The organism is Kribbella sp. NBC_00889, assembly GCF_045207705.1.
GTDB lineage: Bacteria > Actinomycetota > Actinomycetes > Propionibacteriales > Kribbellaceae > Kribbella.
Genome location: NZ_CP108783.1, coordinates 501,034 through 525,084 on the forward strand (window position 1 = coordinate 501,034; position 24,051 = coordinate 525,084).

At 68.2% G+C, this 24,051-nt stretch carries 21 protein-coding genes; 10 read left to right on the forward strand and 11 right to left on the reverse strand.

Annotated elements, in window-relative coordinates; genetic code table 11:
- Positions 1–189 precede the first annotated feature (189 nt).
- Positions 190–3,429 carry a UvrD-helicase domain-containing protein gene (locus tag OG817_RS02620; RefSeq protein ID WP_406051872.1) on the forward strand — a complete coding sequence of 1,080 codons (3,240 nt, stop codon included), beginning with the start codon at positions 190–192 and terminating at the stop codon, positions 3,427–3,429.
- Here the strand turns inward: OG817_RS02620 and OG817_RS02625 are convergent.
- From OG817_RS02625 to OG817_RS02640, 4 genes are all read right to left on the reverse strand, one after another.
- A complete protein-coding gene (locus OG817_RS02625; protein ID WP_406051874.1) occupies positions 3,426–3,983 on the reverse strand; it encodes a Uma2 family endonuclease in 558 nt (185 codons plus the stop codon). The two genes, OG817_RS02620 and OG817_RS02625, sit on opposite strands and share 4 nt — an antisense overlap.
- A gap of 67 nt (positions 3,984–4,050) precedes the next feature.
- Positions 4,051–4,551, reverse strand: a complete 501-nt coding sequence (locus OG817_RS02630) for a Uma2 family endonuclease (RefSeq protein WP_406051875.1) — start codon at positions 4,549–4,551, stop codon at positions 4,051–4,053.
- 157 nt (positions 4,552–4,708) lie between these two features.
- The gene (locus OG817_RS02635; protein WP_406051877.1) at positions 4,709–6,424 is read right to left on the reverse strand and encodes an IucA/IucC family protein; all 1,716 of its coding nucleotides are present in this window, start codon (positions 6,422–6,424) and stop codon (positions 4,709–4,711) included.
- Position 6,425: 1 nt separating this feature from the next.
- A complete protein-coding gene (locus OG817_RS02640; protein WP_406051879.1) occupies positions 6,426–7,013 on the reverse strand; it encodes a GNAT family N-acetyltransferase in 588 nt (195 codons plus the stop codon).
- A gap of 123 nt (positions 7,014–7,136) precedes the next feature.
- On the opposite strand from OG817_RS02640, the gene OG817_RS02645 reads away from it, so the two are divergent.
- Together OG817_RS02645 and OG817_RS02650 are read left to right on the forward strand one after the other, a co-directional pair.
- Positions 7,137–8,066: a sigma-70 family RNA polymerase sigma factor gene (locus OG817_RS02645; RefSeq protein ID WP_406051880.1), complete on the forward strand. Its 930-nt coding sequence runs from the start codon at positions 7,137–7,139 to the stop codon at positions 8,064–8,066.
- Between the two features lie 67 nt (positions 8,067–8,133).
- Positions 8,134–8,808 carry a GPP34 family phosphoprotein gene (locus tag OG817_RS02650; RefSeq protein ID WP_406051882.1) on the forward strand — a complete coding sequence of 225 codons (675 nt, stop codon included), beginning with the start codon at positions 8,134–8,136 and terminating at the stop codon, positions 8,806–8,808.
- On the opposite strand, the gene OG817_RS02655 is transcribed toward OG817_RS02650, so the two are convergent.
- The 3 genes from OG817_RS02655 to OG817_RS02665 are packed head-to-tail and all read right to left on the reverse strand — an operon-like array spanning position 8,805 to position 12,335.
- The gene (locus OG817_RS02655) at positions 8,805–10,376 is read right to left on the reverse strand and encodes an acyl-CoA synthetase (protein WP_406051884.1); all 1,572 of its coding nucleotides are present in this window, start codon (positions 10,374–10,376) and stop codon (positions 8,805–8,807) included. The two genes, OG817_RS02650 and OG817_RS02655, sit on opposite strands and share 4 nt — an antisense overlap.
- A gap of 25 nt (positions 10,377–10,401) precedes the next feature.
- On the reverse strand, positions 10,402–11,526 hold the full coding sequence (locus OG817_RS02660; RefSeq protein WP_396397318.1) for a DUF5938 domain-containing protein: 1,125 nt from the start codon (positions 11,524–11,526) through the stop codon (positions 10,402–10,404).
- 2 nt (positions 11,527–11,528) lie between these two features.
- Positions 11,529–12,335, reverse strand: a complete 807-nt coding sequence (locus tag OG817_RS02665) for an SDR family NAD(P)-dependent oxidoreductase (RefSeq protein WP_406051886.1) — start codon at positions 12,333–12,335, stop codon at positions 11,529–11,531.
- Positions 12,336–12,508: 173 nt separating this feature from the next.
- Between OG817_RS02665 and OG817_RS02670 the strand changes: the two genes are divergently transcribed.
- Positions 12,509–13,147: a TetR/AcrR family transcriptional regulator gene (locus tag OG817_RS02670; RefSeq protein ID WP_406051887.1), complete on the forward strand. Its 639-nt coding sequence runs from the start codon at positions 12,509–12,511 to the stop codon at positions 13,145–13,147.
- Between the two features lie 7 nt (positions 13,148–13,154).
- Here the strand turns inward: OG817_RS02670 and OG817_RS02675 are convergent, their stop codons facing one another.
- Positions 13,155–13,559 carry a hypothetical protein gene (locus tag OG817_RS02675; protein ID WP_406051889.1) on the reverse strand — a complete coding sequence of 135 codons (405 nt, stop codon included), beginning with the start codon at positions 13,557–13,559 and terminating at the stop codon, positions 13,155–13,157.
- Positions 13,560–13,696: 137 nt separating this feature from the next.
- Positions 13,697–14,410, reverse strand: a complete 714-nt coding sequence (deoD, locus tag OG817_RS02680) for a purine-nucleoside phosphorylase (RefSeq protein WP_360458037.1) — start codon at positions 14,408–14,410, stop codon at positions 13,697–13,699.
- 40 nt (positions 14,411–14,450) lie between these two features.
- Between deoD and nudC the strand changes: the two genes are divergently transcribed.
- Positions 14,451–15,374: an NAD(+) diphosphatase gene (gene nudC / locus OG817_RS02685; protein ID WP_406051891.1), complete on the forward strand. Its 924-nt coding sequence runs from the start codon at positions 14,451–14,453 to the stop codon at positions 15,372–15,374.
- On the opposite strand, the gene OG817_RS02690 is transcribed toward nudC, so the two are convergent.
- Both OG817_RS02690 and OG817_RS02695 read right to left on the reverse strand, forming a co-directional pair.
- Entirely contained in the window at positions 15,375–17,750 is a 2,376-nt protein-coding gene (locus OG817_RS02690; protein ID WP_406051892.1) for a PQQ-binding-like beta-propeller repeat protein, read from the reverse strand. It lies immediately after the preceding gene.
- 137 nt (positions 17,751–17,887) lie between these two features.
- On the reverse strand, positions 17,888–18,127 hold the full coding sequence (locus tag OG817_RS02695) for a mycoredoxin (RefSeq protein WP_396397327.1): 240 nt from the start codon (positions 18,125–18,127) through the stop codon (positions 17,888–17,890).
- A 101-nt stretch (positions 18,128–18,228) separates the two neighbouring features.
- On the opposite strand from OG817_RS02695, the gene OG817_RS02700 reads away from it, so the two are divergent.
- The 5 genes from OG817_RS02700 (at position 18,229) to OG817_RS02720 (ending at position 24,050) form a co-directional block, all read left to right on the forward strand.
- A complete protein-coding gene (locus tag OG817_RS02700; protein ID WP_406051894.1) occupies positions 18,229–20,349 on the forward strand; it encodes an ATP-dependent DNA helicase UvrD2 in 2,121 nt (706 codons plus the stop codon).
- A 387-nt stretch (positions 20,350–20,736) separates the two neighbouring features.
- Positions 20,737–20,937: a hypothetical protein gene (locus OG817_RS02705; protein WP_396397331.1), complete on the forward strand. Its 201-nt coding sequence runs from the start codon at positions 20,737–20,739 to the stop codon at positions 20,935–20,937.
- A 160-nt stretch (positions 20,938–21,097) separates the two neighbouring features.
- A complete protein-coding gene (locus tag OG817_RS02710) occupies positions 21,098–21,385 on the forward strand; it encodes a WhiB family transcriptional regulator (RefSeq protein ID WP_131285495.1) in 288 nt (95 codons plus the stop codon).
- Between the two features lie 940 nt (positions 21,386–22,325).
- Positions 22,326–22,493: a hypothetical protein gene (locus tag OG817_RS02715; protein WP_396397333.1), complete on the forward strand. Its 168-nt coding sequence runs from the start codon at positions 22,326–22,328 to the stop codon at positions 22,491–22,493.
- 81 nt (positions 22,494–22,574) lie between these two features.
- The gene (locus OG817_RS02720) at positions 22,575–24,050 is read left to right on the forward strand and encodes an MFS transporter (RefSeq protein ID WP_406051896.1); all 1,476 of its coding nucleotides are present in this window, start codon (positions 22,575–22,577) and stop codon (positions 24,048–24,050) included.
- The last annotated feature ends 1 nt before the right edge of the window (position 24,051 follow it).

Genomic DNA, 24,051 nt, shown 5'->3' on the forward strand with positions numbered 1-24,051 from the left:
GCGCCCACCCAGGGAGAGCGCCATCCGGTGCGCAGCGCCGTGGCAGGAGCGGGTGGTGTCGACAGGTTCTGGGGGCGGTGGACAGGAAATAGCCTGTCGCAAGCCCCGAGTTCTTGTTCAAGGCCTCGCTGCCGGGCGGGCTGCCGGGCGGGCTGCCGGGCGTGCTGCCGGGTGGAAGGGGGAGTGCTGATGGCTGCGCAGCTCAGGTCCACTGGTGAGTTGTGTGAGCTGCTGGGGATTCCGTTCAGTGATCAGCAGTTGGCGGCTATCACGGCGCCGTTGGCGCCTGGGGTGATTGTGGCGGGCGCCGGGTCCGGGAAGACGACGGCGATGGCGGCTCGCGTGGTGTGGTTGATCTGCACCGGGCAGGTGCTGCCGGAGGAAGTGCTCGGGCTGACGTTCACGAAGAAGGCGGCGAACGAGCTCGACGTGAAGATCCGCGACGACCTGACCAAGGCCGGTGTGCTCGGATCGACCCTGCCGAAGGACCAGCCCCCGATCCTGGCCGCCCACCTCCGCAGCAACATCCCGAACTGGGAGCCCGAGGAGCCTGGCGAGCCGGTCGTCTCGACCTACCATGCCTTCGCGGGCACGCTGATCGCCGAGCACGGGCTCCGTCTCGGTCTCGAGCCCGACGCCCGGGTCCTCGCCGACGCGACCCGGTTCCAGCTCGCGGGCCGCGTCGTACGACGATCTGCCGGGCCGATCCGGTTCGCATCGCACCACGTGCCCACGCTCGTCAACAGTCTGCTCGCGCTCGACGGTGAACTCGCGGACCACCTGCTCCGGGCGGACGACGTACGCGAGCATGACGACGCGGTACGACAGGAGGTCGCGGCGGCGCGGAAGCAGACGGTCGAGGTTCGCAAGCTCGCGGAGACCGCGCTGAAGCGTGGCGAGATCCTGCAGTTGGTCGAGGAGTACCAAGCCTACAAGGCAGAGCGAGGCGTCGTCGACTTCGCCGATCAGATGGCGCTCGGCGCGCGGCTGGCCGAGGAGTGCCCGGAGGTCGCGGTCGCCGAGCGCTCGCGGTACAAGGTCGTCCTGCTCGACGAGTACCAGGACACCTCGGTCTCGCAGCGCCGGATGCTGACCGCGTTGTTCGCCGGCCCGGATGTCGAGCACGGTCGTGGCCACCCTGTCACCGCGGTCGGCGACCCGTGCCAGGCGATCTACGGCTGGCGTGGCGCGTCCGTTGCCAACCTGGACGAGTTCCCCGAGCACTTCCCGAACGCGGACGGCACGCCTGCCCAGCGGTATGTGCTGAGCGTCAACCGCCGCTGCGGCAGCCGCATCCTGGCCGCCGCGAACCAGCACGCCACCGAGCTGTACGAACAGCACCCCGGCGTGATCCCGCTCGAAGCCCCGGAGAACGCACCCGAGGGCGCGATCACCGTCGGCCTGTTCGAGACGCGCTCGCAGGAGATCGAGTGGGTCGCCGACGCGATCGTCGCCGCGCACCGCACTCCGAACCGCCGATGGAAGGACATCGGCATCCTGATGCGGACGAACGTCGACCTCAGCGCGGTGCACGAAGCGCTGATCGCACGCAAGGTCCCGGTCGAGGTCGTCGGCCTCGGTGGACTTCTCGCGCTGCCCGAGGTCGTTGACGTCGTGGCCACGCTGCAGGCGGTCAACGACCTGACCGCGAACGCCGCGATGCTCCGCATCCTGACGGGTCCGCGCTACCGGATCGGGCACCGCGACCTCGCCCTGCTCGCGAATCGCTCGCGCGCCCTCGCCGACACCGGCGACCGCCCGGACGCCGACGACCTGCTCGCCGCACTCGACGCGGCCGTCGCCGGGATGGACTCGACCGAAGTGATCTCGCTGGCCGAGGCAGTCGACGATCCAGGTCCGGATGCCTGGGGGTACTCGCCGGAGGCGATGGTCCGCTTCAAGGAACTCTCCGTCGAGTTGCGCGAGCTGCGCGCCCACGCCGGGGAGCCGCTGCTAGACCTGGTACGACGCGTGATCAGCACCATCGGCCTTGACGTCGAGTTGACTGCGACCCCCGACCACGTCGACTCGGGCCGTCGCGACCATCTCGCCGCGTTCTTGGATGCCGTCGGCAACTTCGTGTCGACCGAGTCGGACGGATCACTGGACGGCCTGCTGGCCTATCTCGCCGCCGAGGAGGAGTACGCCGCGGGCCTGGACCTCGCCGTGCCGAGTGAGGCGGACTCGGTGAAGCTGCTCACCACGCACCGGTCGAAGGGCCTGGAGTGGCCGATCGTGTTCGTGCCGACGCTGGTGCAGAAGGTGTTCCCGTCGGACCGTGGCCGGGACAAGTGGACGACGAACGCGAAGGTGCTGCCGTGGCCGCTGCGCGGTGACGCCGACACGTTGCCCGACATCCACGACCTTTCCAACGCCGGCCTGAAGGCGTTCACCGACGAGTGCAAGGGCGTGAATGCGCTGGAGGAACGGCGTCTCGGGTACGTCGCTTTCACGCGCGCGAAGGAGATCCTGGTCGCCACCGGGCATTGGTGGGGTCCGACGCAGAAGCGTCCGCGCGGCCCGTCGTCGTACCTCGAGACTCTGAAGAAGCATGCGGGTGAGCGGGTGATCGCGTGGGCCGAGCAGCCAGAGCTGACCGAGGAGAACCCGGAGCTCGCCGAGCAGACGCAGGCACCGTGGCCCACGCCGTACGACACGGAGTCGTACCAGCGCCGCCTGGATGCGGTGGAGTTGGTGCAGCGTTCGCGCGCGGAGGGACCGTCGATCGAGGCGGAGGAGTCGCTGCTGCTGGACGAGCAGGCGACGGTCGCACGCTGGGACTCCGAGATCGAGCGATTGTTGTCAGAGGCAAGGGAGAGCCGGAGCCGGAAGGCGTACGACGTCGAGCTGCCGGCCGCGCTGTCGGCGACCCAGGTGATGCGGCTGGCGAAGGACCCGGACGGTCTGGCGTCGGAGCTGGCCCGGCCGATGCCGCGCAAGCCCAACCGGGCGGCGCGTTTCGGCACTCGCTTCCACGCCTGGGTGGAGAGCTACTTCGGGCAGCAACTTCTCCTTGACCCCGACGACCTGCCCGGCGCCGCGGACGAGGACATCGTCGACGACACCGATCTCACCGAACTGATGGACGCGTTCCGCATCGGGCCGTACGGCGAGACCACGCCGTACGAGATCGAGGCGCCGTTCGCACTGGCCATCGGCGGCCGGGTCGTCCGCGGCCGCATCGACGCCGTCTACCAGGTCGTCCGCCCGGACGGATCCCGCGGCTACGACGTCATCGACTGGAAGACCACCCGCAACGAGTCCGCCGACCCGCTCCAACTCGCCATCTATCGAGTCGCCTGGTCCGAACTCATGAACATCCCCCTCGACCAGGTCACCGCCGCCTTCTACTACGTACGCCAAGCCGACATAGTCCGCCCCCCGAACCTCCCCACCAAACAACAACTGATCAACCTCCTGAACGGCTAGCGAACCAACTCGCTCGGCACGATCCGCACCGCGAACGGCACCGTCGCCTCGAACACCTCGTCACCGACGACCGTTCTCTCGGCGTACTCACCGTCCACCAACTCCCGGACAGTCAGCGAGGGCTCGGCCGGGTCGAACATCCAGTACGACGGCACCTTCGACAGCTCGTACAGGGCCTGCCTGAAGCCCGTGTCCAGCGCTTGAGTGCTGCGCGCCAGAATCGCAACCGCAAGCAACGGTCTCTCGATCCGCCTGTCACCGACGTCTTCGCGACGACACACGACGACGTCCGGAAGCAACGACAGCCCGGCGGCAGGTTCGAAGCGGACCGGCGCAGGGAGGACTCGCAGTTGCTCAGGGCAAACGCACCGCAGAGCGCATGCCAGCTCGAGCAGCACGGCCTGATGAGACGGCGACGGCGGACGACGCGCCACCAGCGCGCCGTCGACCAGCTCACAACGGACAACGTCCTCGGGAACCTCGGCGAGGTCGGACGGACTAAATGCACCCGGCTGCGAGGGACGTAGGGCACTCACGACATCGATGTCTCTCATGCGAGCACACTGACGACGGGATCCCGGTTGTGTAAGGGCAGATGAGTATCTGCCCCGGATTGCCCTGTCATCCCAGGAGTTGGGACGGGGTCAGGGTGATGGGGAAGGGGTGGGTGGTGTGGAAGGTTTCTTCGGATTGGAGGACTGATTGGCAGGTGTAGCCGGTGGGGGTGAGGGTGAGGATGGTGAGTTCTTGGTGGGTGGGGTCCAGGAGCCAGTACGACGGGATGTGGTGGGTCTCGTAGAGGGCGCGTTTGAGGACGACGTCGGTGGTTCGGGTGGAGGGGGAGAGGACCTCGACGGCCAGGAGTGGTGGATGGACGCCGGTGTAGCCGCGGGGGCAGACGATGAGGTCGGGGCGGAGGGTGGTGGTCGGGGTGGGGCGGAAGGCGAGTGAGCCGACGGCGACCATCAGGTCGGGCGGACAGGACGTCTTGAGGTGGACCATCAGGCCCATGACGGCGGCGTGGTGCGCGGGCGGTTGGGCGCCGGTTGTCAGCAGGCGCCCAGCGACTATCTCGTAGCGCCTCCCGTCGCGAGGCGTCTCGGCTGGCTGTTGGCTGATCACCCCACCAGCGTGACGGATTCCGCCGTACCGCCGCGGAACTTATCCACAGCATGCGGACCGCTGGCACTCACCAAGGTGCGCCGGGACGTGCAGACATCGTCCGTGCGAGCGTGGACTCGCGGCGCTGGCTTCGGTTGGTGAGTGGCTGGGGTCCGGATCAGCTGATCGGGTTGTCCAGGGAGCCGGCGAACTGGAGGGAGCCGGCGACGTCGGTGAGGTCGACCATCTGCTGGTTGTTGCGGAGTTGGAGGCGGTTCAGGCAGGACAGGGCAAAGGTCGGGGCGAAGATGTCGTACTTCGCGAAGGCCGCCGCCAACTCGGGGGTCGCGGACTGGTAGTCGCGGATGGAGTCGCCGACGACGGACCAGAACTCGGCGGGCGTCAGCAGATCTTCGCGGTCCAGGAGCGGGGACAGGAAGCGGAAGATGCAGTCGAAGATATCGGTGAAGATCGACAGGAGCTTCTCGTCGTCGGGGACCTCGGCGCGGACACGTTCGGCGTCGGCCGGCAGCGGGGTGGCCGGGTCCATCACCGCGATCTCCTCGGCGATGTCCTTCATGATGCCCCGGATCGGCACCGCGTCCCGCAGTACCAGGATCAGGTTCTCGCCGTGCGGCATGAACACCAGTTCGTACGCGTAGAAGCTGTGCACGAGCGGGATCAGGTAGGCGTCGACGTACGCCCGCAGCCAGTCCGCCGGCGCCAGCCCCGACGCGCGGATCAGAGCCGCCGCCAGCGACGAACCATGCCGGTCGACATGCAGCAGGCTCGCCATCGTGGCCAGCCGTTCGCCCGATTCCAGCGCCGGCACCGGACTCTCGCGCCACAACGCCGACAGCATCTTCCGGTACGGCGACGTCCTCTGCGTCGCGGCCTCGTAGTACCGGTTGTGACATCCGGCAGCCGCGATCTCCCGCAGTACCGAGAAGCCGTACCGCTTCAGGACAGGGTCGTTCTCGACCAGGTCGAACACCCAGTCGTTGATCGCCGGCGTCGCGGCCATGTACGTCGGGGACAGCCCGCGCATGAAGCCCATGTTCAGCACCGACAACGCCGTCTTCACGTAGTGCCGCGACGGCTGCGACCGGTTGAAGAACGTCCGGATCGACTGCTGTGGCTGGTATTCGTCGGCACTCGACCCGACCAGGATGATGTGCCGCTGCGCGATGTCGGCGGCGAACGTGATCGACGTCTTGTTCTCCCACTGCCACGGATGCACCGGCAGGTAGACATAGTCTGCCGGCGCACACCCCGCAGCCACGATCCGCTGGGCAAACGAGAGCAGTACGTCGTCTCCCAGTTCGTCCCGCAGCAGATCGTCGTACGTGATGGAACTGCTGTGCGAGACCGTGGCCCGATCCTTGCGTATGGCGATCCACGTGAGCCGCACCGCCGCACCAGTCTCCGGAGCGAACGCGAGGTAGTCGGTCACGCCGAACCCGAGGCGCCCATTGTTCGCGACGAAGCAAGGGTGCCCCTCCGTCATCGCGGCCTCGATCGTCTGGAAGTCCGCGGTGACCAGGTCGGCTGCGGTCAGATCCGGCTTGGACAGCTTGTACGCCGCACTCGCCAGCGTGCTGCTGATCTCTTCGAGATACACCGGCAACATGTCGGAGCCGATGCCGAGCTGCTGGTGGAACTCGGTGATGAAGTCCAACGCGTCGATCGATCCGCCGTCGTCACGCGAGATGGCGTCGATCTCCCAATGGTTCAAGGGATACAGCTGCGCCGAGAACTCATACGCGCCGACCGCGTAACCGTTGTCCGCGGCAACGGGTTCGAGGATCCGCTCGTGGATGAACTCCGCGAGCGCCTTACGCACCAGCGCACGGTTGACGACGGCCCACGCCTCAGGGTTCAGGTGATCGGTCATGTCAGCCCGCCTCGTTCATCCGCGTCGCCTCGGCGTACTGGTCGCGGGTGCAGAAGCTCAGCCAGGCCTGCTTGTCCGGCAGGTCCACGATGCTGTGCTTGCGGAATCCCATCCGCTCGTTGAGCGCAGGGATCTTGGTGTTGCGCACGTCCGGTTCGACCACGATCCGGTCCACCAGAGGGTCACTGAACAGGCTGTCCAGGATCGTCTCGAAGACGGCGCCCGTGAAGCCTGGGATGCGTGCGACCGGCGGTGCGACCAGCACGTGCATACCGATGTCGCCCGGCGCCACGTCGTACATTCCGCCGACCGCGTCGTACGACGGCTCGTAGCGCTCCATCAGGAACGCGGGCCGGCCGTCGTGCTCGCCGAGGAACGCGCGGTGGTGGCCGGACTGTTCGATCCGGAGGTACTCCGCGTGCACGTCCGCACGGGACGCGGTCAGCAGACCCCAGTAGCGGGCGTAGGGCTGGGTGACCCAGCCGTGCAGGGTGGTGACGTCCTCGATCAGGTCGAACGGCCGGAGGCTGAGGGTGCCGATGCCGGCGACGAAGCGCCGGTACGTCGGCTCGGGCAGTGCTCTGGTCATGGCGGATCTGCTTTCGAGGTGGCGAACCTGCTTAGCTAAGGCTTACCTTACTTGAGAACTGACCCTGCATCGAAACCGGCCCGTATCCTGGCGGCGCCCGCAGCCGTCCAGACTGGTATGACCATGACTGACGCACTCGACCTGCCCGAGCTCCGAGCCGCGCGGCAGGCGCGGAGAGACTTCCTCGACCGGCTGGAGCTGCTGCGCTCCGACCTGTACGCCTACTGCCGCCGCCTGACCGGCAACGCCTTCGACGCCGAGGACCTGGTCCAGGAGTCGCTGGCGCGAGCGTTCACCCAGGCTGCGCAGGCGCACAGCCCGATCGCGAACCCGCGGGCTTGGCTGTTTCGCGTGGCGACCAACGCGTACGTCGACAGCTACCGCCGGCAGAAGCCGGTCCTGGTGGACGCCGTGGAGCAGGTCGCACCGACCACAGCGGATCCCGCTGAGGTCCGGGACGCCTGGGCTGAGCTCGTGACGCTGCTGCCGCCGCAGGAGCGGGCGGCACTCGCGCTGAAGGACCTGTTCGGCTTCACGCTCGCCGAGGTGGCCGACGTACTGCGGACGTCCGTGGGCGCTGTCAAGGCCGCGCTGCACCGTGGACGCGGCCGACTGGACTCACCGGAGCGGGAGCAATCCCTCAAGGTGCGTGAGGCGCCGGACCGCCGCCTGCTCGACGCTGTCGCCGCAGCGTTCAACGCGTACGACGTACCCCGGCTGACTGCTTTGCTGCTGGCCGACGCGCACAGCGAGATCATGGGCGTCCTCACCGAGTACGGCGCCGACCAGATGCGCGACGGGTCCATCGAGCACACGCTCGACCTGTCCAAGCCGTACCGCTACACCGCGGAGGTCCGGGACCTGTGGGGCGAGACCGTGGTGGTCATCCGCATCGTCCGCGACAGCAGCACCGCCGTGAACGACCTCATGCGTGTCAGCACCGAAGACGGCAAGGTGCGCTCGATCCACTGGTACTACTTCTCGCCCGACTTCCTCACCGAGCTCGCCGCCGAACTGGGCGAGCCGGTGGTGCTCAACGGCCACCACTACTAAAGGCGGATACCGCGGGTAACCCGCGCGGCGGATGCGGATGGCCGATCGGCCTGCCTACGTTGGAGGCATGTTGATTGCCGAGGATCTCTTGTTGCTGCTGTACGACGACGAGACCGGGAAGCCGATCGCCGGGTCACCGGGTCTGGACTACTCGCTGGCGGGCGCGGTCCTGATCGAACTGACGCTGCTCGGGAAGATCGACATCACCACCGCTGGCGACGGGGTGAAGCCCGGTCGCCTGAAAGTGCTCGACCCGCGTCCGACCGGTGACGCGATCCTGGACGAGCGGCTCGCCTTCATCGCCGACAAGCCTGGCAAGCGGCCGAAGGACCAGATCGGCCGGCTGTCGAAGAAACTGCGAGATCAGTTGCTCATGCAGCTCGCAGGGCGCGGCGTGTTGCAGGCGGACGCGGGCAAGGTGCTCGGTCTGTTCCCGGTCACGCGCTGGCCGGCCAAGGACGCGCGGCACGAGGCTGAGGTGCGGGCGGCTCTGGACAGCGCACTGAAGGTGGGTACGACTCCGAACGAGCGCACCGGTGCCCTGATCGCCTTACTGAGCGCGCTGAACGTCGTACCGAAGGTCGTCGCCGATGCGGTGGACAAGAAGGCGCTGAAGGAGCGGGCGAAGCAGCTGGCCGACTCGGACTGGGCCGCGGACGCGGTGAAGAAGGCGGTCACCGAGATGCAGGCCGCGGTCACCGCCGCGATCATCGTCGCCTCGACCGCGGCGACCGCCGGCTAGCCGACCTCGGCGGCGAGGCGGGCCTTGATGTCGGGCTTGAGGACCTTGCCGACCTTCGATCGCGGCAGATCGGGCCAGAGCAGAACCTCTTTCGGCGCCTTGACGCTGCCGATGCGTTGCTTGGCGAAGGCCATCAGTTCGCCGGGGTCGACCGTGGTGCCGGACTGGAGTTGGACCACAGCCACGACGCGCTCGCCCCACTTGTCGTCCGGACGGCCGATCACGGCGCAGTCCTGGACGGCGGGGTGCGCCATCAACGCCTGTTCGACCTCGGTCGAGTACACGTTGAAGCCGCCGGTGATGATCATGTCCTTGGCCCGGTCGACGATGTAGAGGTAGTTGTCCTCGTCCAGGTAGCCGATGTCGCCGGTGTGGTGCCAGCCGTACTGCGACGCGGCCGCGGTCGCCTCGGGATTGCGGTAGTACCCCTTCATCACCAGCGAGCCGCGGACCACGATCTCACCGCGTTCGCCGCGCGGGACCAGCGTCCCGTCCGCGGCCATGATCGCGGTGGTCACCAGCGGCGACGGCTGCCCGGCCGACGACAGCCGGGATCGCAGGATGTTGCCGTCGGCATCGAAGTGCGCGGACGGCGGCATGACCGAGATCATCATCGGCGCCTCGGTCTGGCCGAACAGCTGCGCCATCACCGGGCCGATCCGCCACAGAGCTTCCTCGAGTCGCGCCACTGACATCGGCGCGGCGCCGTACCAGAAGCAGCGCAGCGACGAGAGGTCCGTGCTGTCGAGCTCCGCCGCGGCGAGCACCATGTAGATCAGCGTCGGCGGCAGGAACGTGTGGGTGACGCGATGCTGCTGGATCAGCCGGAGGAAGGCATGGACGTCGGGCGTCCGCATGATGACGATCTCGCCGCCGGACGCCAGGACGGGGAAGCACAGTACGCCGGCCGCGTGGGTCAACGGCGCCAGTGCGAGGTACACAGGCCGGTCGCCGAACGGATATCCCATCAGGGTCAGCGCCGTCATCGTCTCGAGGTTGCCGTTGCTCAGCATCACACCCTTCGGACGACCTGTGGTCCCACCGGTACCGACGATCAACGCCAGATCGTCGGGACCGGTGAGATCAGGTGCCGGCTGGGACACGCCCCCGCAGAACGCGTCCCAGCCGACGGTTCGGCTCCGGCCGATGAGGTGGGGATCTTGACCGGAGCCTGGATCCTGGTCCACGCAGACGAAGGTACGGATCTTCGGCAGCGCGTCCCGGATCCGATCCACCAGCGGCGCGAACGCGGCCTGGTAGATCAGCACTTCACAGTCGAACTGGTCGAGCAACTCGCGGTTCTCCGCCGCTTCGTTGCGCGGGTTGATCGGGCACCAGACGGCGCCGGCGCGGCTGATCCCGAACACGCAGCTGAACGCGATCGGATCGTTCGCCGCCAGGATCGCCACCTTGCCGCCCGGCTCGACACCACTCGCCGCGAGGCCGGCCGCGATCCGGTAGGACAGCTGCTGGACGTCGGCGTACGAGAGTGTCTCGCCGTCCGTGGTCAGGCAGGGTGCGTCCGGACCGAGCGAGGCGCCCTTGTCGAGGTAGTCGACCAGTCGCACTGCAATCTCCTTGGTGTCCTGGGCCCTAGCGCAGCACCGTGAGCTGTGGCTCGGACACCAGCCCGAAGCTGCGCAGTACGCCGAGCAGCTCGCGGTGACCGAACGCCTGGCAACCACTGGCGAACCCGACCCGCTTCGGCGGCATCTGCAGCAGCGAGTACGCCGCGTACGCCTGCAGCAGACCGGTCTGCTGGTAGTTGCTGTTGCCGTGGATGACACAGTGCGCCCGGCCGAGCGGACCGGAGGCGTGCACGGAGTCCAGGGTCTTGTTCACCCGCGGGTTCTCCCGGGGCGGCATCTGGTTCATCACCTGGCGCGCGGTCTCGCCCAGCGCGGCGCTGCGCTCGTCCGGAGCCATGTCCTTGGTGGCTTCGAGTGCGCCGGCAACGATCTGCGGTACGCCGTTCATCAGTGCGACGTTGAAGACACCGCCCTGCGCCTTGCAGTTGGCGACCCGCGGATCGCGCTTGAACCAGACCGGGTGCGACATGCCACCCCAAGGCAGTGACAGCGCCAGCTCGTGCTGCCCTGGCACCACCAGCGGCACGACGCCTTGCTCGGGGAACTCGACGTACTCGTTCCGCTCCAGGTAGTGCGGCTTGGACGTGGCTGCGTTGACCAGGATGCTGCGGGTGGACGCGATCGTCGGACTGCCGCCCCAGAACACCGCGACGTCCAGGGTGTCCAGGCCGGGCTCCTCGAGGCACAACTGTGCGGCGATCTCGCTGGTGGTGTACATCTGCGCGATCCCGGGAGCCAGCACCAGACCGGCGTCGGCGAACTTGCGGCCGTACGTCTCGTCGCAGGTCATCAGCCAGTTCTGCTCACCGGTGGTGTCGGTGTAGTGCGCACCGGCCGCGAGAGCCGCTTCGACCGCTGCCGGTCCGAGCTCACTGAACGGTCCGACCGTGTTGAGCACCACGGAGGCGCCCTTGAACAGGTCGGTCAGTGCGGTGACGTCGTGCTCGACCACGGCGATCTCGTAGTCGGCGGTCTCAATGCCGGCCACGTGGGAGTCCATCGACTTCTTGAGCTTGCCCTCGTCACGGCCCGCGGCCACGAACGGGACGTGGTACTGGCGCAGGTACTCACACACCAGCCGGCCGGTGTAGCCGGAGGCGCCGTACACGACGACGGGCTTGCTGGTCATGGTCACATCCCCATTCCGCCGTCGACGGGCAGGCCGATGCCGGTGATGAACCTCGACTCGTCCGACGCGAGGAAGACGACCGCATCGGCGATGTCGGCGACCTCACCGAGCCGGCCGGCCGGGGTCAGGCCGATCACTGCCGCGACCGCGGCCTCAGGGGACTCGAACAGTCCGAGCTCCGCGCAGTCGTTGGCCAGGCCCGCGCCCATCGCAGTCGGCACCAGACCGGGGTAGATGCAGTTGACGCGAACGCCGTACCCGAGCTTGCCGGACTCCATCGCGGCCACCCGGGTGAGCCGGTCGACCGCGGACTTGGTCGCGGAGTAGACCGCGATGCCGGGGAAGGCGATCGTGGCGGCGACCGACGCGACGTTGATGATCGCGCCGCCGTTACCGGCCAGGCCTTCCGGCCGCATCGTCCGCAGGCCCCACTTGATCCCGAGCGTGGTGCCGAGCACGTTCACGTCGAGCATCTTTCGGATCTGATCCGCGGTCACCTCGGTGAGCAGGCTGGTGATCTCGATCCCCGCGTTGTTCACCAGGATGTCCAGGCCGCCGAGAATGTCGTTGGCCGCGACGACCGCGTTCTCCCAGTCGCCCTCGTCGGTGATGTCGTGCGCGACGAAGCCGTGGCCACCGCCGTACTCGCTGTCGAGCGCGTCGGCGACGGACTCGCCGAGGTCCTTCTGCAGATCGCTGATCACGACCTTGGCGCCGGCCGCCGCAAGGGCCTTCGCCATCCCTTCGCCGAGCCCCTGGGCCCCGCCGGTCACGAGGGCCTTGCGGCCGGAGAGATCGAGTCCGCCCATCTGAAGCTCCTTTGCTCGAAGCGCACCATGGTCGATTCACACTCTGGCCAGCCTTTTGACAGTCGTCAAGACTTTGTTTGACACTTGTCAAGAAATCTCCCCGCCACGGGACGCGCCTGGCCCGTGGCGGGGTACTCTGACGCCGACGATCCCGGCTGCGGAAGGGAGTGGCGATGAGTGTGACGGCGGATGCCGCGGAGCCGGCCCGGTCCGCCCGTGTGTCCGGGATCGACAAGGTCGAGCGGCGCCGGATCGCGCTGGCGGAGTCGGCGCTGAAGACGCTCGGCGAGCTCGGGTACGCCCGGACCAGCCTGCGGGAGATCGCGAACAACTCCGAGTTCACGCACGGCGTCGTGCACTACTACTTCCGGGACAAGATCGACCTGATCAGCTACTGCGTGCGGTACTACAAGACCAAGTGCGCACAGCGGTACGACGAGGTCGTGGAGACAGCGGAGTCGGCGGACGAGCTGGCAGTCGGCTTCCTCGGCAAGATGACGCAGACGCTGGTCGAGGAGACCGCGATGCACCGGCTCTGGTACGACCTGCGTGCCCAGAGCATGTTCGAGGAACAGCTGCGCGCGGACGTCACCGCGATCGACGAGCTGCTGGAGCAGATGATCTGGCGCATCCTCACCCGGTACGCCGATCTGGGCGGTGGCTCGCCGACTGTCGACTCACCCACCGCGTACGCGCTCGTCGACGGCCTCTTCGAGCAGGCAGTGGTCGGGTACGCCGCGGCCCCGGACAAGGTCCCGGACCTGCTGGCCGACCGCGTCCGTCAGGTCCTGCCGAAGCTGATCGCGGCATAGCCGCGCCCTACTCTGCTTGGCAGTTCGACTTGCAGAGCTTGTCGGTGAGGGTGAGGTGTGCACCGGGCTCTTCGGTGTCGACCTCGACCGAGTACTCCACCAGCCAGTCGCCGACGGTCAGTTGGGCGGTGGTCTTGCCTTCCTGCTGCCCGAACCAGTCCACGATCTGCTGACCCTGGTTGATGTGGGCGATCTCGAGCGCCTTCGGCAGGACCTTGGCGATCTCGGCCGACGCGACGTCCGCCGGTCCGGCGGAGTGCAGTGACACCACTGGTGGGCGTGGGTGGCTACCCGAGAGCACCCAGACCGACGCGGCTCCCGACGTACAGATGCTGTAGGCACCGTCGCTGCCGCACTTGTAGCCGGCGTCGGACAGGCCTGCGACGACCGCGGTCGCCTTGATGGGCGCCATCACGGTCGCTGCCGCGGTCGGCGTCGTACTGGTTGTGCCACTCGCCTCGGGCTTGTCTGCCTCTGGTGTTGTGCTGGAGGTGCCGGACGAGCAGGCGGTCAGCAGGAGCAGGGCGGCCAGGGCGGTGGCGACCCGGTTCAGACCGGCACCTCGATCGCCGCGTCGAGGGCGATCGTGATCATCTCGGAGAACGTGGTCTGCCGCTCCTCGGCGGTCGTCTCCTCCTTGGTGATCAGGTGGTCCGACACCGTCATGATGCCGAGCGCCCGGCGGCCGAACTTCGCCGCCAGCGTGTAGAGCGCGGCAGCCTCCATCTCGATCCCCAGTACGCCGTACTCCGCGGTCCGGGCCACCAGATCGGGGCGGTCGTTGTAGAACAGGTCGCCGGAGAACACCTGACCGACGTGCACGTTCAGGCCGGCCGCCTCGGCCGCGTCCACCGCGGCGCGGAGCAGTTTGTAGTCCGCGGTCGGTGCGTACTCGATGCCGTGGAAGCGCAGCCGGTTCATCTGCGAGTCGGTGCTCGCGGACATCGCCACGATGACGTCCCGGACCCGGACGGCCTCGGTCAGCGCACCGCAGGTCCCGACCCGGATCAGGGTCTGGACGTCGTACTCCGCGAACAGCTCGTTGGCGTAGATGGCCGCGGACGGCTGGCCCATGCCGGAGCCCTGCACAGAGACGCGCTCACCCTTGTAGGTGCCGGTGAACCCGAACATGTTCCGGATCTCGGTGTAGCAGGTCACGTCGGACAGGTAGGTCTCCGCGATCCACTTGGCCCGCAGCGGGTCGCCGGGGAACAGCACCCGCGGCGCGATCTGCCCCTTCTCGGCGGCGATGTGAATACTCATGCGAGGGATGCTCTCACGGTGCCGGGATATGTTGAGTCACGTGGCCTACTCCATCGCTCCTGGTTCCCTAGCCCTGTCCCGCTCCGTGCTGGACCGTGCGGCCGATCGCAGACGAGACGCCGACTGGCTGGACAAGGCCTGGGCCGCTCCGGACACGCAGGTGGCGGTGGTGATCGGCGACAAGATGCTGGTGAACCCCGAACGGACCGGACTGCGGTTGCTCGCTCCCGCCGAGGCGCCGGAGGGCGCCCGGATCTTCCTGGGCATCGACCGCGAGTCGGGTGCCGGTCAGACCGCCGACGGCCGCGCTGTGTTCGCGGTCCTGGCCGACGGTCAACCGGACGAGTCGTACGCCGGTCTGCGCGAGATGGGCGTGGTCCTGGACAACCGTGAGGCTGGCATCGCGGTGCATGTGATCGGTCTGGCCAACTGGCACGCCGTCCACACGCACTGTGCGAACTGCGGTGAGCACACCGTCGTGGTCGAGGCCGGCCACGTGCGGGACTGCCCGGCGTGCGGCGCGCACCACTTCCCGCGGAGCGATCCGGCGATCATCGTGCTGGTCACCGACGACCAGGACCGCGCGCTCCTCGGCCGCAACGCCGCCTGGCCCGAGGGCCGGTACTCGACCCTGGCCGGCTTCGTCGAGCCCGGCGAGTCGCTGGAGGCCGCCGTACGGCGTGAGGTCCTCGAGGAGACCGGAGTGGTCGTGGGGGCCGAGATCGAGTACGCCGGCAGTCAGCCGTGGCCGCTGCCGTCCAGCCTGATGCTCGGGTTCTACGCGAAGGCGGCGAGCACCGACATCGAGGTGGACGCTGACGAGATCGCTGAGGCCAGGTGGTTCACCAGGGAGGACGTTCGTGCATTGGTCGAAGCCGGCACGATGGCCCTCCCCGGCAGCATCTCCATCTCCCGCCGCCTGATCGAGGGCTGGTACGGAGAGGACCTCACCGGTAGTTGGTGATCACCGGCCAACGTCGGAGCGGGTCGCGGCGACACGGATGAGGACTCCTTCCCAGCGCTCCACCGTGCCGTCGGACTCCAGTTGCCCGACTGTCGTGTCCACGGCGCGGACGTAGGCGGCGTGGTTCGGCCAGTCGGCTGACGCGTCGGGTAGCTCGTCGGTCAGCGTGCAGCCGTAGCGGACGTTGCGGTTGATCACGTAGCTGTTGACGTTCCCGGTCCACACCGTGGTCCGGAGGTCCGACTGGGGACACGGGTCCGCCGGTGGGGTGTAGGAAGCCAGATTGGTCGGGTTGGTCCAGCCGTCCGGGCGCAGCAACGTGTAGTAGGTGCCATCCGTTGTCTGCGTGAGCCGGTTGAGGCCGTGGTCGCGCAATACGGTCGCCTCGCCGTTGAGGCTGTCGACGACGAACAGGCGGCCGCCGGTCACGCCGTACAGGTATCCGTCGCGCCAGGACAGTGCTCCGTCGTTGGCGCCGGTCCTGCCGGTGAACACCGGGATGGTCCGCAGTACCTGGCCTGTGGTGGGGTTGGCGACGAACACAGTGCCGTCCGCGAGGCCCCACAGGTTGCCGTCCGGTCCGATGCTGAGTTCGTTGATGCTGGCTGCGCCGGGCACGGGGACGACGTCTGTGCTGACGGAGCCGGCCGCCGGATCGACCTTGACCAGGTGGGCCTCGGTCGCGCGCGGCTCGGTGCCCTGGCCGCCTTCGATGCCGGAGCCCGCCCAGAGGGTTGTTCCCATCGGCAGGATCGAGGCGATCGTCTGGTCCACCACCACATCGCGGTACACCGTGAACGCACCGGTCGGTACGTCGTACACCGTGATGGCTCCGCCGTACTCGCCGTACCCGGGCGTGGTGCCGACGTACACATGGTCGCCGGACGGGACCACCGCGAGGGGCCTGTTCTGGTGGTGGCTGTCGACCAGACTGAACAGCTCACGGGGGTTCGTCGGGCTCTCCGGTGCGTGCGGATCCCAGAGCGACAGGCGGCCGTACGGGTAGATGCCGACGTACATCTTGCCGGTGGTGTCCCACCCCCAGCCTTCGACCTGGCCCAGTCGCGTGGTGACCGTGGACTTGCCGGTTGGTGGGTCGTAGACCGACGTCGACCCGTTCAGGTACGCGTTGACGAAGACCTTGCCGTCGGACGGGTCCGAGAGCGCGTGCATGAGTGGCACCGGGACGTACTGGAACGGTGAGCTCCACTGCGCGAGCGTCCCGGCCTGGGGGTCGTACCGGAACGTCCCACCGGAGTAGTTGCCGGCCAGACCGTAGAGCACCGGTACGCCGTTCTCGGTGACCCAGCCGTAGCCGATCGAAGCGCCACGGGTCAGCCGGACCGTTGGCGACACCGGGCCTATCGTGTTGGTGTCGAGGTCGTAGTGGGTCAGGGCGAGCGTGCTGGTGGTGAAGTACACGCCACCTGGACCGGCTGCGGACACACCGCGGGCGGCGATCGCGTAGTCCATGACCTGACTGCCGGTCTCGGAGTCGGTGAACTTGAGCTGCTCACCTGTGACTGCGTCGACCACGATCAGACGGCTGCTGGCGTTCGCGAAGACCCGACCGCCTGCGTAGTCGAGGTCGATGAAGTCCTTGGCCGGCAGACCCGGTGGGGTGATGTCCTCGACCGCACTGGTCGCCAGGTCGATGCGGAGCAGTCTCGCGTTCGGAGTGGAGATGCCCACGAACAGCGCGTTGTGGTCGGGGTCGTACACCGTCGACCGTGCGTACTGCTGCACCGGGTCGAGCGAGCCGTAGTCGGTGACCTGTCCGGTACTGCCGTCGTACTTGAAGGCGTGTGCGGTCGGGTAGGTGCCCGCGTACACGTTGCCGTTCTGGTCGGCGGTGAGGCCGTAGATCTGTGACTCGCCAGGGATCGGCTGGCCGAGGTCGCTGACCGTGCCGTCCGCCGGGTCGTAGCGATAGAGGTGCGCGTTCGGGTAGGTGCCGACGTACACACGGCCGTCCGCGGCCACCACGATCGCCCACGCGCCGGCGGCCCCGTTGAGCGACACGGTGTTGAGCAGCTGGCGGGAGTGCAGGTCGACGACGTTCAGGAGTGCGTTCTCACCGGCGGGTACGGCGTACACGACGTCGCGGCCGTCCGGTGTGCGGCCGATGGCACCCTCCATGATCGTGAGGGAGCTGATCGGTGCGCCGAGATCCTGGATGACGTCGGCGGCCTTGCTGGTCCGGTTGCGGTCGGGGGTGAGCGGACCGTTCTCGGAGGGGAAGAGATCAGGCGGTGGCCGGTGGGGGTCCGGACCGGCAGTGGCGGCCGGGCCACCGGTGACGAGCAGTCCTAGCACGACAGCCAGGACCAGAGCGATGCGGAAGAGGGCATGGCGAACTGAACTGCGCGGGATCATGGGCGGGCTCCCTGCGACGTGGTTCCCGCGACGGTATAACGGTCATGACCGTAAAGTCCATAACTCGCGCACTATGACTCGCGGCGCCGGCCCTTGAGGGGGCCGGCGCCGCGGGCGTCGTACTGCGGGGTGCCGGGTCAGGCGGCCAGCTTCTCGGCGACCTGGGCCAGCGACGGGTTCGTCATCGCGGTCCCGTCCGGGAAGACCACCGTCGGCACCGTCTGGTTGCCGTTGTTGACCTTCTCGACGATCTGCGCGGCCTCCGGGACCTGCTCGATGTCGACCTCGGTGAACTCGATCCCGGCCCGCGTCAGTTGGCCCTTGAGGCGGTGGCAGTAGCCACACCAAGGGGTCGAGTACATCGTGAAAGCCGCCATCGGCTGTCTCCTTCTGCAAGTGGGCGCGGATTCTGTCCGGCGGCCCGTCTAGGGTTGCTCTCGTCCTACCCGAACCACGCCGCAGGTGGTGCTCTTCCCGCATGTCCCAGCCCGTGAGCGATCTCACACAATCCGTTGCCGTGGGTTCCGCGGATGCTCTGCTCGAGGCGCTCGATCCCGAGCAGCGGGCGGTCGCGACCTCCCTGCACGGGCCGGTTGTGGTGATGGCGGGTGCGGGCACCGGGAAGACGCGGGCGATCACCCACCGGATCGCGTACGGCGTGCGGACCGGGACGTTCGACCCGCTGCGGGTGCTCGCGGTGACGTTCACCCAGCGCGCCGCGGGGGAGATGCGCGGTCGGCTCGCTCAGCTCGGCGTCGAGGGTGTGCAGGCGCGCACATTCCACTCCGCCGCGCTGCGGCAGGCCAGATGGTTCTGGCCCAAGGTGTACGGCGGTGAGCTGCCGATGATCGTGGATCGCAAGTTCCCGCTGCTCACCGAGGCGGCATCGCGCTGCCGGGTCCGGGTGGACACGCCCGCGCTGCGCGACCTGGCCGGTGAGGTCGAGTGGGCCAAGGTGAGCAACGTCCGGCCGGACGACTACGCGAAGCTGGCGCCCCGCTCGGGCCGGACGCTGGCCGCCTTCGACCCGGCGACCATCGCGCGGATCTTCGCGGCGTACGAGGACGTGAAGCTGGAGCGCGGCCGGATCGATCTGGAGGACGTGCTGCTCTGTGCGGTCGCGCTGCTCGCGGAGGACGAGCGGGTGGCGGCGGAGATCCGCCGGCAGTACCGGACGTTCGTGGTCGACGAGTACCAGGACGTCAGCCCGCTGCAGCAGAGCCTGCTCGACCTGTGGCTCGGCGGCCGTGAGGACGTCTGCGTGGTCGGCGACCCGGCGCAGACGATCTACTCCTGGGCCGGCGCCGAGCCGGAGAACCTGGTGCGCTTCGCCTCCCGGCACCCGTCGGCGAACGTGATCAAGCTGGTCCGCGACTACCGATCCACTCCGCAGATCGTCGACGTCGCGAACAAGATCCTCGACGCGGCCGGACCGTCCGGACTGCCCGGCCGGGTGACACTGCGCTCCCAGCGCGACGCCGGTCCGGTGCCGGTCTACCGTGAGTACTCCGACGAGGTCGCCGAGGCCGATGCGGTGGCTCGGGCTGTCGCCCGGCTCCGTGACGAGGGGACTCAGCTGCGGGACATCGCCGTACTGTTCCGGACCAACGCCCAGTCGGAGAACTTCGAGCAGGCGCTGGCCGAGCGGAAGATCCCGGCAGTGCTGAAGGGTGCCGAGCGGTTCTTCGAGCGCGCCGAGATTCGGCAGGCCGCCGTACTGCTGCGGGGCCAGGCCAAGGCCGGGGATGTCTCGGACGATCTGGTCGAGGTGGTGACCGGGGTGCTCGGCGGAGCGGGGTGGACGCCGGAGCCACCGACCGGGACCGGTGCCGTCCGGGACCGGTGGGAGTCGCTCAGCGCGCTGGTGACGATGACTTCGGACTTCGCCGCCGAGAATCCGTCGGCGAAGTTGCTGGATCTGATGGCGGAGCTCGACCGGCGGGCCACGATCCAGCACGCGCCGCTGGCCGAGGGGGTCACGCTGGCCACGCTGCACGCGGCCAAGGGCCTGGAGTGGAACTGCGTCTTCATCGTGGGAGCGCACGAGGGGACGCTGCCGATCAGCTACGCCCAGACGCCGGCGCAGGTGGAGGAGGAGCGGCGGCTGTTCTACGTCGGGGTGACGCGGGCGAAGGACCAGCTCTTCATCAGTTGGTCGACGTCACGTTCCCCAGGTGGGCGCGGTCAGCGGGGTCCGACCCGGTTCCTCGACCCGATCGGCGTCCGGACGTCCCGGCCACCAACAGCGCGGGAGCCGTCTACGGACCGCTCCGAGCGCGCCGCCCGGTCCGGCCGGCCGATCCCGAAGTGCCGCGTCTGCGGTCGCGGCCTGCTCGATCCCGGTGCCCGCAAGCTCGGCCGCTGCGAGGACTGCCCCTCCACGATCGACCAGGACCTGTACGACGCTCTGGTCGCCTGGCGCACGGAGCAGGCGGCGTCCGAAAGCATGCCGGCCTTCGTCATCCTCACCGACGCCACCCTGACCGCGATCGCCGAGACTCGTCCCGCCGACGAGCAGGCCCTCCGCCGGATCCCGGGTATCGGCCACACCAAACTCTCCAAGTACGGCGCCCACATCCTGACCCTCTGCACGCGCTGATCTCGTCCCGCCCGATGACCTGCCCCTCCGGGCAGACCATGGCTACTGGCCGGAAATGTGTTGCCAGGCAGGGGGAGTGGGGCGCACCCTGGAGGACAGGCCGTGTTCTGCTCCTGGCAGACGTGGCAATTAGGTGACACAGGCAACGATCCCGGAGCGTGCGGATGACGTCCCGGAGCGTGCCGGAAGACCGTCGAGGCAGCCAGATTCGGACGCCGAGACGGCAACTTCCGGCCAACTTCGCGAACTGGCGATAAATAGTTTGCGGGCTCCGATGGGGACGGCGTACTGTTCTTTCTGCGGTCGAAGCCTGGCCGAAAACTTCAAACAACCATAGCGATCGAGCTAACCGCCCGCTTCGCCACAACGAGAGGAGGTGCCCTGGAAATGATCACGATCAACATCGTCAAGAAGCCGTTCAGCGACGCTGTAGCGCTGCCGTGCGCCCAGATCCTGGGTGCCTTCCCGCGCACGCATCTCGCGGCCGTTGTGCTCATGGCTTCCGGCGCTGCCCAGATCCGGGGCGGAGCTGTCGGCGATGCGAAGTACGGCGGTTCGGGTTCTCGAGCATGGAGTCCACCGGTCTGACAGACGTCAGCCCGGCACCTCCAAGGCCGCGGAACCCGAAAAGGGTCCCGCGGCCTTTCTGTTTGATCAGCCAGTGTTTGTCCACAGATTTGGCGGCCTTCGACCGGAGGTCGTCACCGACGACAAGAGATCAGCATCAAGTCACTGGGAGGTGACCGGAATGAGCGTGAGCTTCCTCGATGTCTTCACCGAGGTGGCAACGTCGCAGGACCTGCCCTGTCGGTCCTACGCGCCAGAACTCTTCTTCGCCGAATCGCCGGCGGACGTCGAGTACGCAAAGTCGCTGTGCACCACCTGCCCGCTGAAGGCCGAGTGCCTGGCCGGAGCGCTCGAGCGTTCCGAGCCGTGGGGAGTGTGGGGCGGCGAACTGTTCGTCCAGGGAGTGGTGGTTCCGCGCAAGCGGCCCCGTGGGCGTCCCCGCAAGAGTGACACCGTAACCGCAGCCTGACGAACCAACCGGAATCGAGAAACCGAGCCATGACGACACAGACTTCACGCAGGAGAATGGAAATGCATCTAATGAACGAAGATCTTGCTCGTGCTCATTGTCGATCTACATTGACCGACGCAGAGCAGAACCGGCGCTTCCACCTTGCTCGTCAGATCGAGCGAGCCGAGAAGCGGGCCGAGCGGGCCGCCCGGCGAGCTGAGAGGGCCAGCGCACGCGCGCGCCTCGCACTCGCCCGTCTGGTCTGACCACCAGAAAGAACACATCGCCCGCGGGCCGGTCCGAAAGGGAGGACCGGCCGGCAGGCACCCAAGCCTGACCAGCTGAATCACCGAGGGGCGGCATCCACCGGATGCCGCCCCTCGGCCACGCCCCGCCCCGCCGCCCCGTCGCCGCGCCCCGGACCGCCAGCACTACACAACTGGGGTTTGCCGGCAGGTTCCACGCTCAGCGCGCGGCGTAGCTAGCGGTTGTGTAGTGCTGGCGGTCCGCCGCCGCTCCTCGCGCGCCGCTCCTCGCGCGCTGCTGCTCGCGCGCCCGGGCTCGCCGCTCCTCGGCCACGTCGGCGCTGTCCTCCTCCCGCTCGCCGCACCCTCGTACCGGACCGCCAGCACTCATCAACTGCCCCGTGCCGGCAGGCTCCACGCTCAGGTGGGGTCCCTCGGTGGTGGTTGATGAGTGCTGGCGGTCCGCAGCCGCTCCTCGCCTACGCCGCCGCTCGCCGTTCCTCGGCCTCGCCGTGCTGAACTCGGGCAGCGGATCGCCAGCACTCATCAACCGCTTACCGCCATCGGCTTCCACGCTCAGCGGATGGCGTTGGGTGGCGGTTGTGTAGTGCTGGGGGTCCGCAGCTCCTGGAGTACGGGCCGGTGCGTGCCTCTTCCTCGGGGTGGAGGTGGGGCCGAGGGGGCGTCGTCCTGGGAAGGTGCAGACTGAGCGCATGGTGAGAGTGAGTTGTGCGTTGTGTGGTCAGCAGGCGGAGTCGGAGGACGTGCCGCTGACCTGGATGACCTCGGTGGAGGACGGTCGCAAGCTGGTGTACTGCGACCGGTGCGCCCGGGAGAACGTCCGCAGCATCGAGGGGAAGCTGGACATCGTCTACTGGTGAAAAAGTTCTGAACCGGGTGTCGAATCCGGCCTGATCCGCCCGACGCAGGGGTGAAAGCACTCCAGCGGAAGGAACCGGATCATGCCCCTCACCGAGAGCGTGCCAGCGACGACCAGCCGGCGGCAGTGGATCGGCCTGGGAGTTCTGTCGCTCGCGACGCTACTGGTGTCACTGGACCTGTTCGTCATGCTCCTGGCCGTGCCTGCGGTGACCGAGGCGCTGGGCGCCACCAGCAGCCAGCAGCTGTGGATCCTGGACGTGTACGGGTTCATGGTGGCCGGCCTGATGATCACGATGGGCAACATCGGTGACCGGATCGGCCGCCGCCGGCTGCTGCTCGCGTCCGCCGCGCTGTTCGGTGTCGCCTCGGTGGCAGCGGCGTACTCGACGAGCCCGGAGATGCTGATCGTGACCCGCGCGGTACTCGGTATCGCGGGTGCGGCGATCGCTCCGTGCACGCTGTCGCTGATCAGCACCCTGTTCCCGAACGCGCAGCAGCGGGCCAAGGCACTGGGGATCTGGGCCGGCTGCTTCACCGTCGGCGCTGTGATCGGCCCGATCGTCGGCGGCGTCCTGCTGAACCACTTCTGGTGGGGCTCCGCGTTCCTGATCGGCGTACCGGCGATGGCGGTGCTGGTCGCCGTCGGGCCGTTCCTGCTGCCGGAGTACCGCGACGAGAAGGCGGGCCGGATCGATCTCCCGAGCGTGCTGCTGTCGCTGGCCGCGATCCTGCCGGCGATCCACGGCTTGAAGCAGCTCGCCGCCCACGGTGCGAGCGCGACGGCGGCCGGCGCGCTGGTGGCCGGCGGAGTCTTCGGCTGGATCTTCGTACGACGCCAGCAGCGGCTGGCCGACCCGCTGGTCGACGTACGCCTGTTCACCCGGAAGACCTTCACGGTCACGCTCGGCAGCATGTTGTGCTTCTCGATGCTGTCCGGGGGCGTGATGGTGTTCGTCGCGCAGTACTTCCAGCTGGTCCAGGGCATGACCCCGCTCGCCGCCGGGGTCGCGCTGGTCCCGGGCATGATCACCACGACCGTCGCCTTCCAGGTGGCGCCGCGGCTGGCGCAGCGGATCCGCCCGGGCGTGCTGATCCCGGCCGGGATCGCCTTCACGGTGGTCGGAATGGCCGTGATGACCCAGGCGACGTCGACCGCCGTCCTGGTCATCGCCTTCGCGGTCCAATGCGTCGGCCCCGCTCCGCTGGTCACGCTGGGCACGAACCTGGTGATCGGCTCCGTCCCGCCGGAGAAGGCCGGATCCGCCGGCGCGCTGACGCAGACTGGTAACGAGTTCGGCTATGCGCTGGGCATCGCGATTCTGGGCAGCGTGGTCACCGCGGCGTACCGGAGTCAGATGAACGGCCGCGGCGGCAACTCATTGGCCGAGGCGATCGCTCAGGGTGTGCCTGGCGACGTACTGGCCCAGGCGCAGGACGCGTTCACCGGAGGACTGCACCTGGCCGCCGGCATCACCGCTGTGGTCCTGACCCTGGTCGCCACCGCGCTGGCGATCACCCTGCGGTCGGTGCCGGTCCTGGGCCACGACGAGCACTGAG

Coding starts and splice junctions, on each gene's coding strand:
- OG817_RS02620 (WP_406051872.1), top strand. CDS start 190: ATGGCTGCGCAGCTCAGGTCCACTGGTGAGTTGTGTGAGCTGCTGGGG.
- OG817_RS02625 (WP_406051874.1), bottom strand. CDS start 3,983: ATGAGAGACATCGATGTCGTGAGTGCCCTACGTCCCTCGCAGCCGGGT.
- OG817_RS02635 (WP_406051877.1), bottom strand. CDS start 6,424: ATGACCGATCACCTGAACCCTGAGGCGTGGGCCGTCGTCAACCGTGCG.
- OG817_RS02640 (WP_406051879.1), bottom strand. CDS start 7,013: ATGACCAGAGCACTGCCCGAGCCGACGTACCGGCGCTTCGTCGCCGGC.
- OG817_RS02645 (WP_406051880.1), top strand. CDS start 7,137: ATGACTGACGCACTCGACCTGCCCGAGCTCCGAGCCGCGCGGCAGGCG.
- OG817_RS02650 (WP_406051882.1), top strand. CDS start 8,134: ATGTTGATTGCCGAGGATCTCTTGTTGCTGCTGTACGACGACGAGACC.
- OG817_RS02660 (WP_396397318.1), bottom strand. CDS start 11,526: ATGACCAGCAAGCCCGTCGTCGTGTACGGCGCCTCCGGCTACACCGGC.
- OG817_RS02665 (WP_406051886.1), bottom strand. CDS start 12,335: ATGGGCGGACTCGATCTCTCCGGCCGCAAGGCCCTCGTGACCGGCGGG.
- OG817_RS02670 (WP_406051887.1), top strand. CDS start 12,509: ATGAGTGTGACGGCGGATGCCGCGGAGCCGGCCCGGTCCGCCCGTGTG.
- OG817_RS02675 (WP_406051889.1), bottom strand. CDS start 13,559: ATGGCGCCCATCAAGGCGACCGCGGTCGTCGCAGGCCTGTCCGACGCC.
- deoD (WP_360458037.1), bottom strand. CDS start 14,410: ATGAGTATTCACATCGCCGCCGAGAAGGGGCAGATCGCGCCGCGGGTG.
- OG817_RS02690 (WP_406051892.1), bottom strand. CDS start 17,750: ATGATCCCGCGCAGTTCAGTTCGCCATGCCCTCTTCCGCATCGCTCTG.
- OG817_RS02695 (WP_396397327.1), bottom strand. CDS start 18,127: ATGGCGGCTTTCACGATGTACTCGACCCCTTGGTGTGGCTACTGCCAC.
- OG817_RS02700 (WP_406051894.1), top strand. CDS start 18,229: ATGTCCCAGCCCGTGAGCGATCTCACACAATCCGTTGCCGTGGGTTCC.
- OG817_RS02705 (WP_396397331.1), top strand. CDS start 20,737: ATGATCACGATCAACATCGTCAAGAAGCCGTTCAGCGACGCTGTAGCG.
- OG817_RS02710 (WP_131285495.1), top strand. CDS start 21,098: ATGAGCGTGAGCTTCCTCGATGTCTTCACCGAGGTGGCAACGTCGCAG.
- OG817_RS02715 (WP_396397333.1), top strand. CDS start 22,326: ATGGTGAGAGTGAGTTGTGCGTTGTGTGGTCAGCAGGCGGAGTCGGAG.
- OG817_RS02720 (WP_406051896.1), top strand. CDS start 22,575: ATGCCCCTCACCGAGAGCGTGCCAGCGACGACCAGCCGGCGGCAGTGG.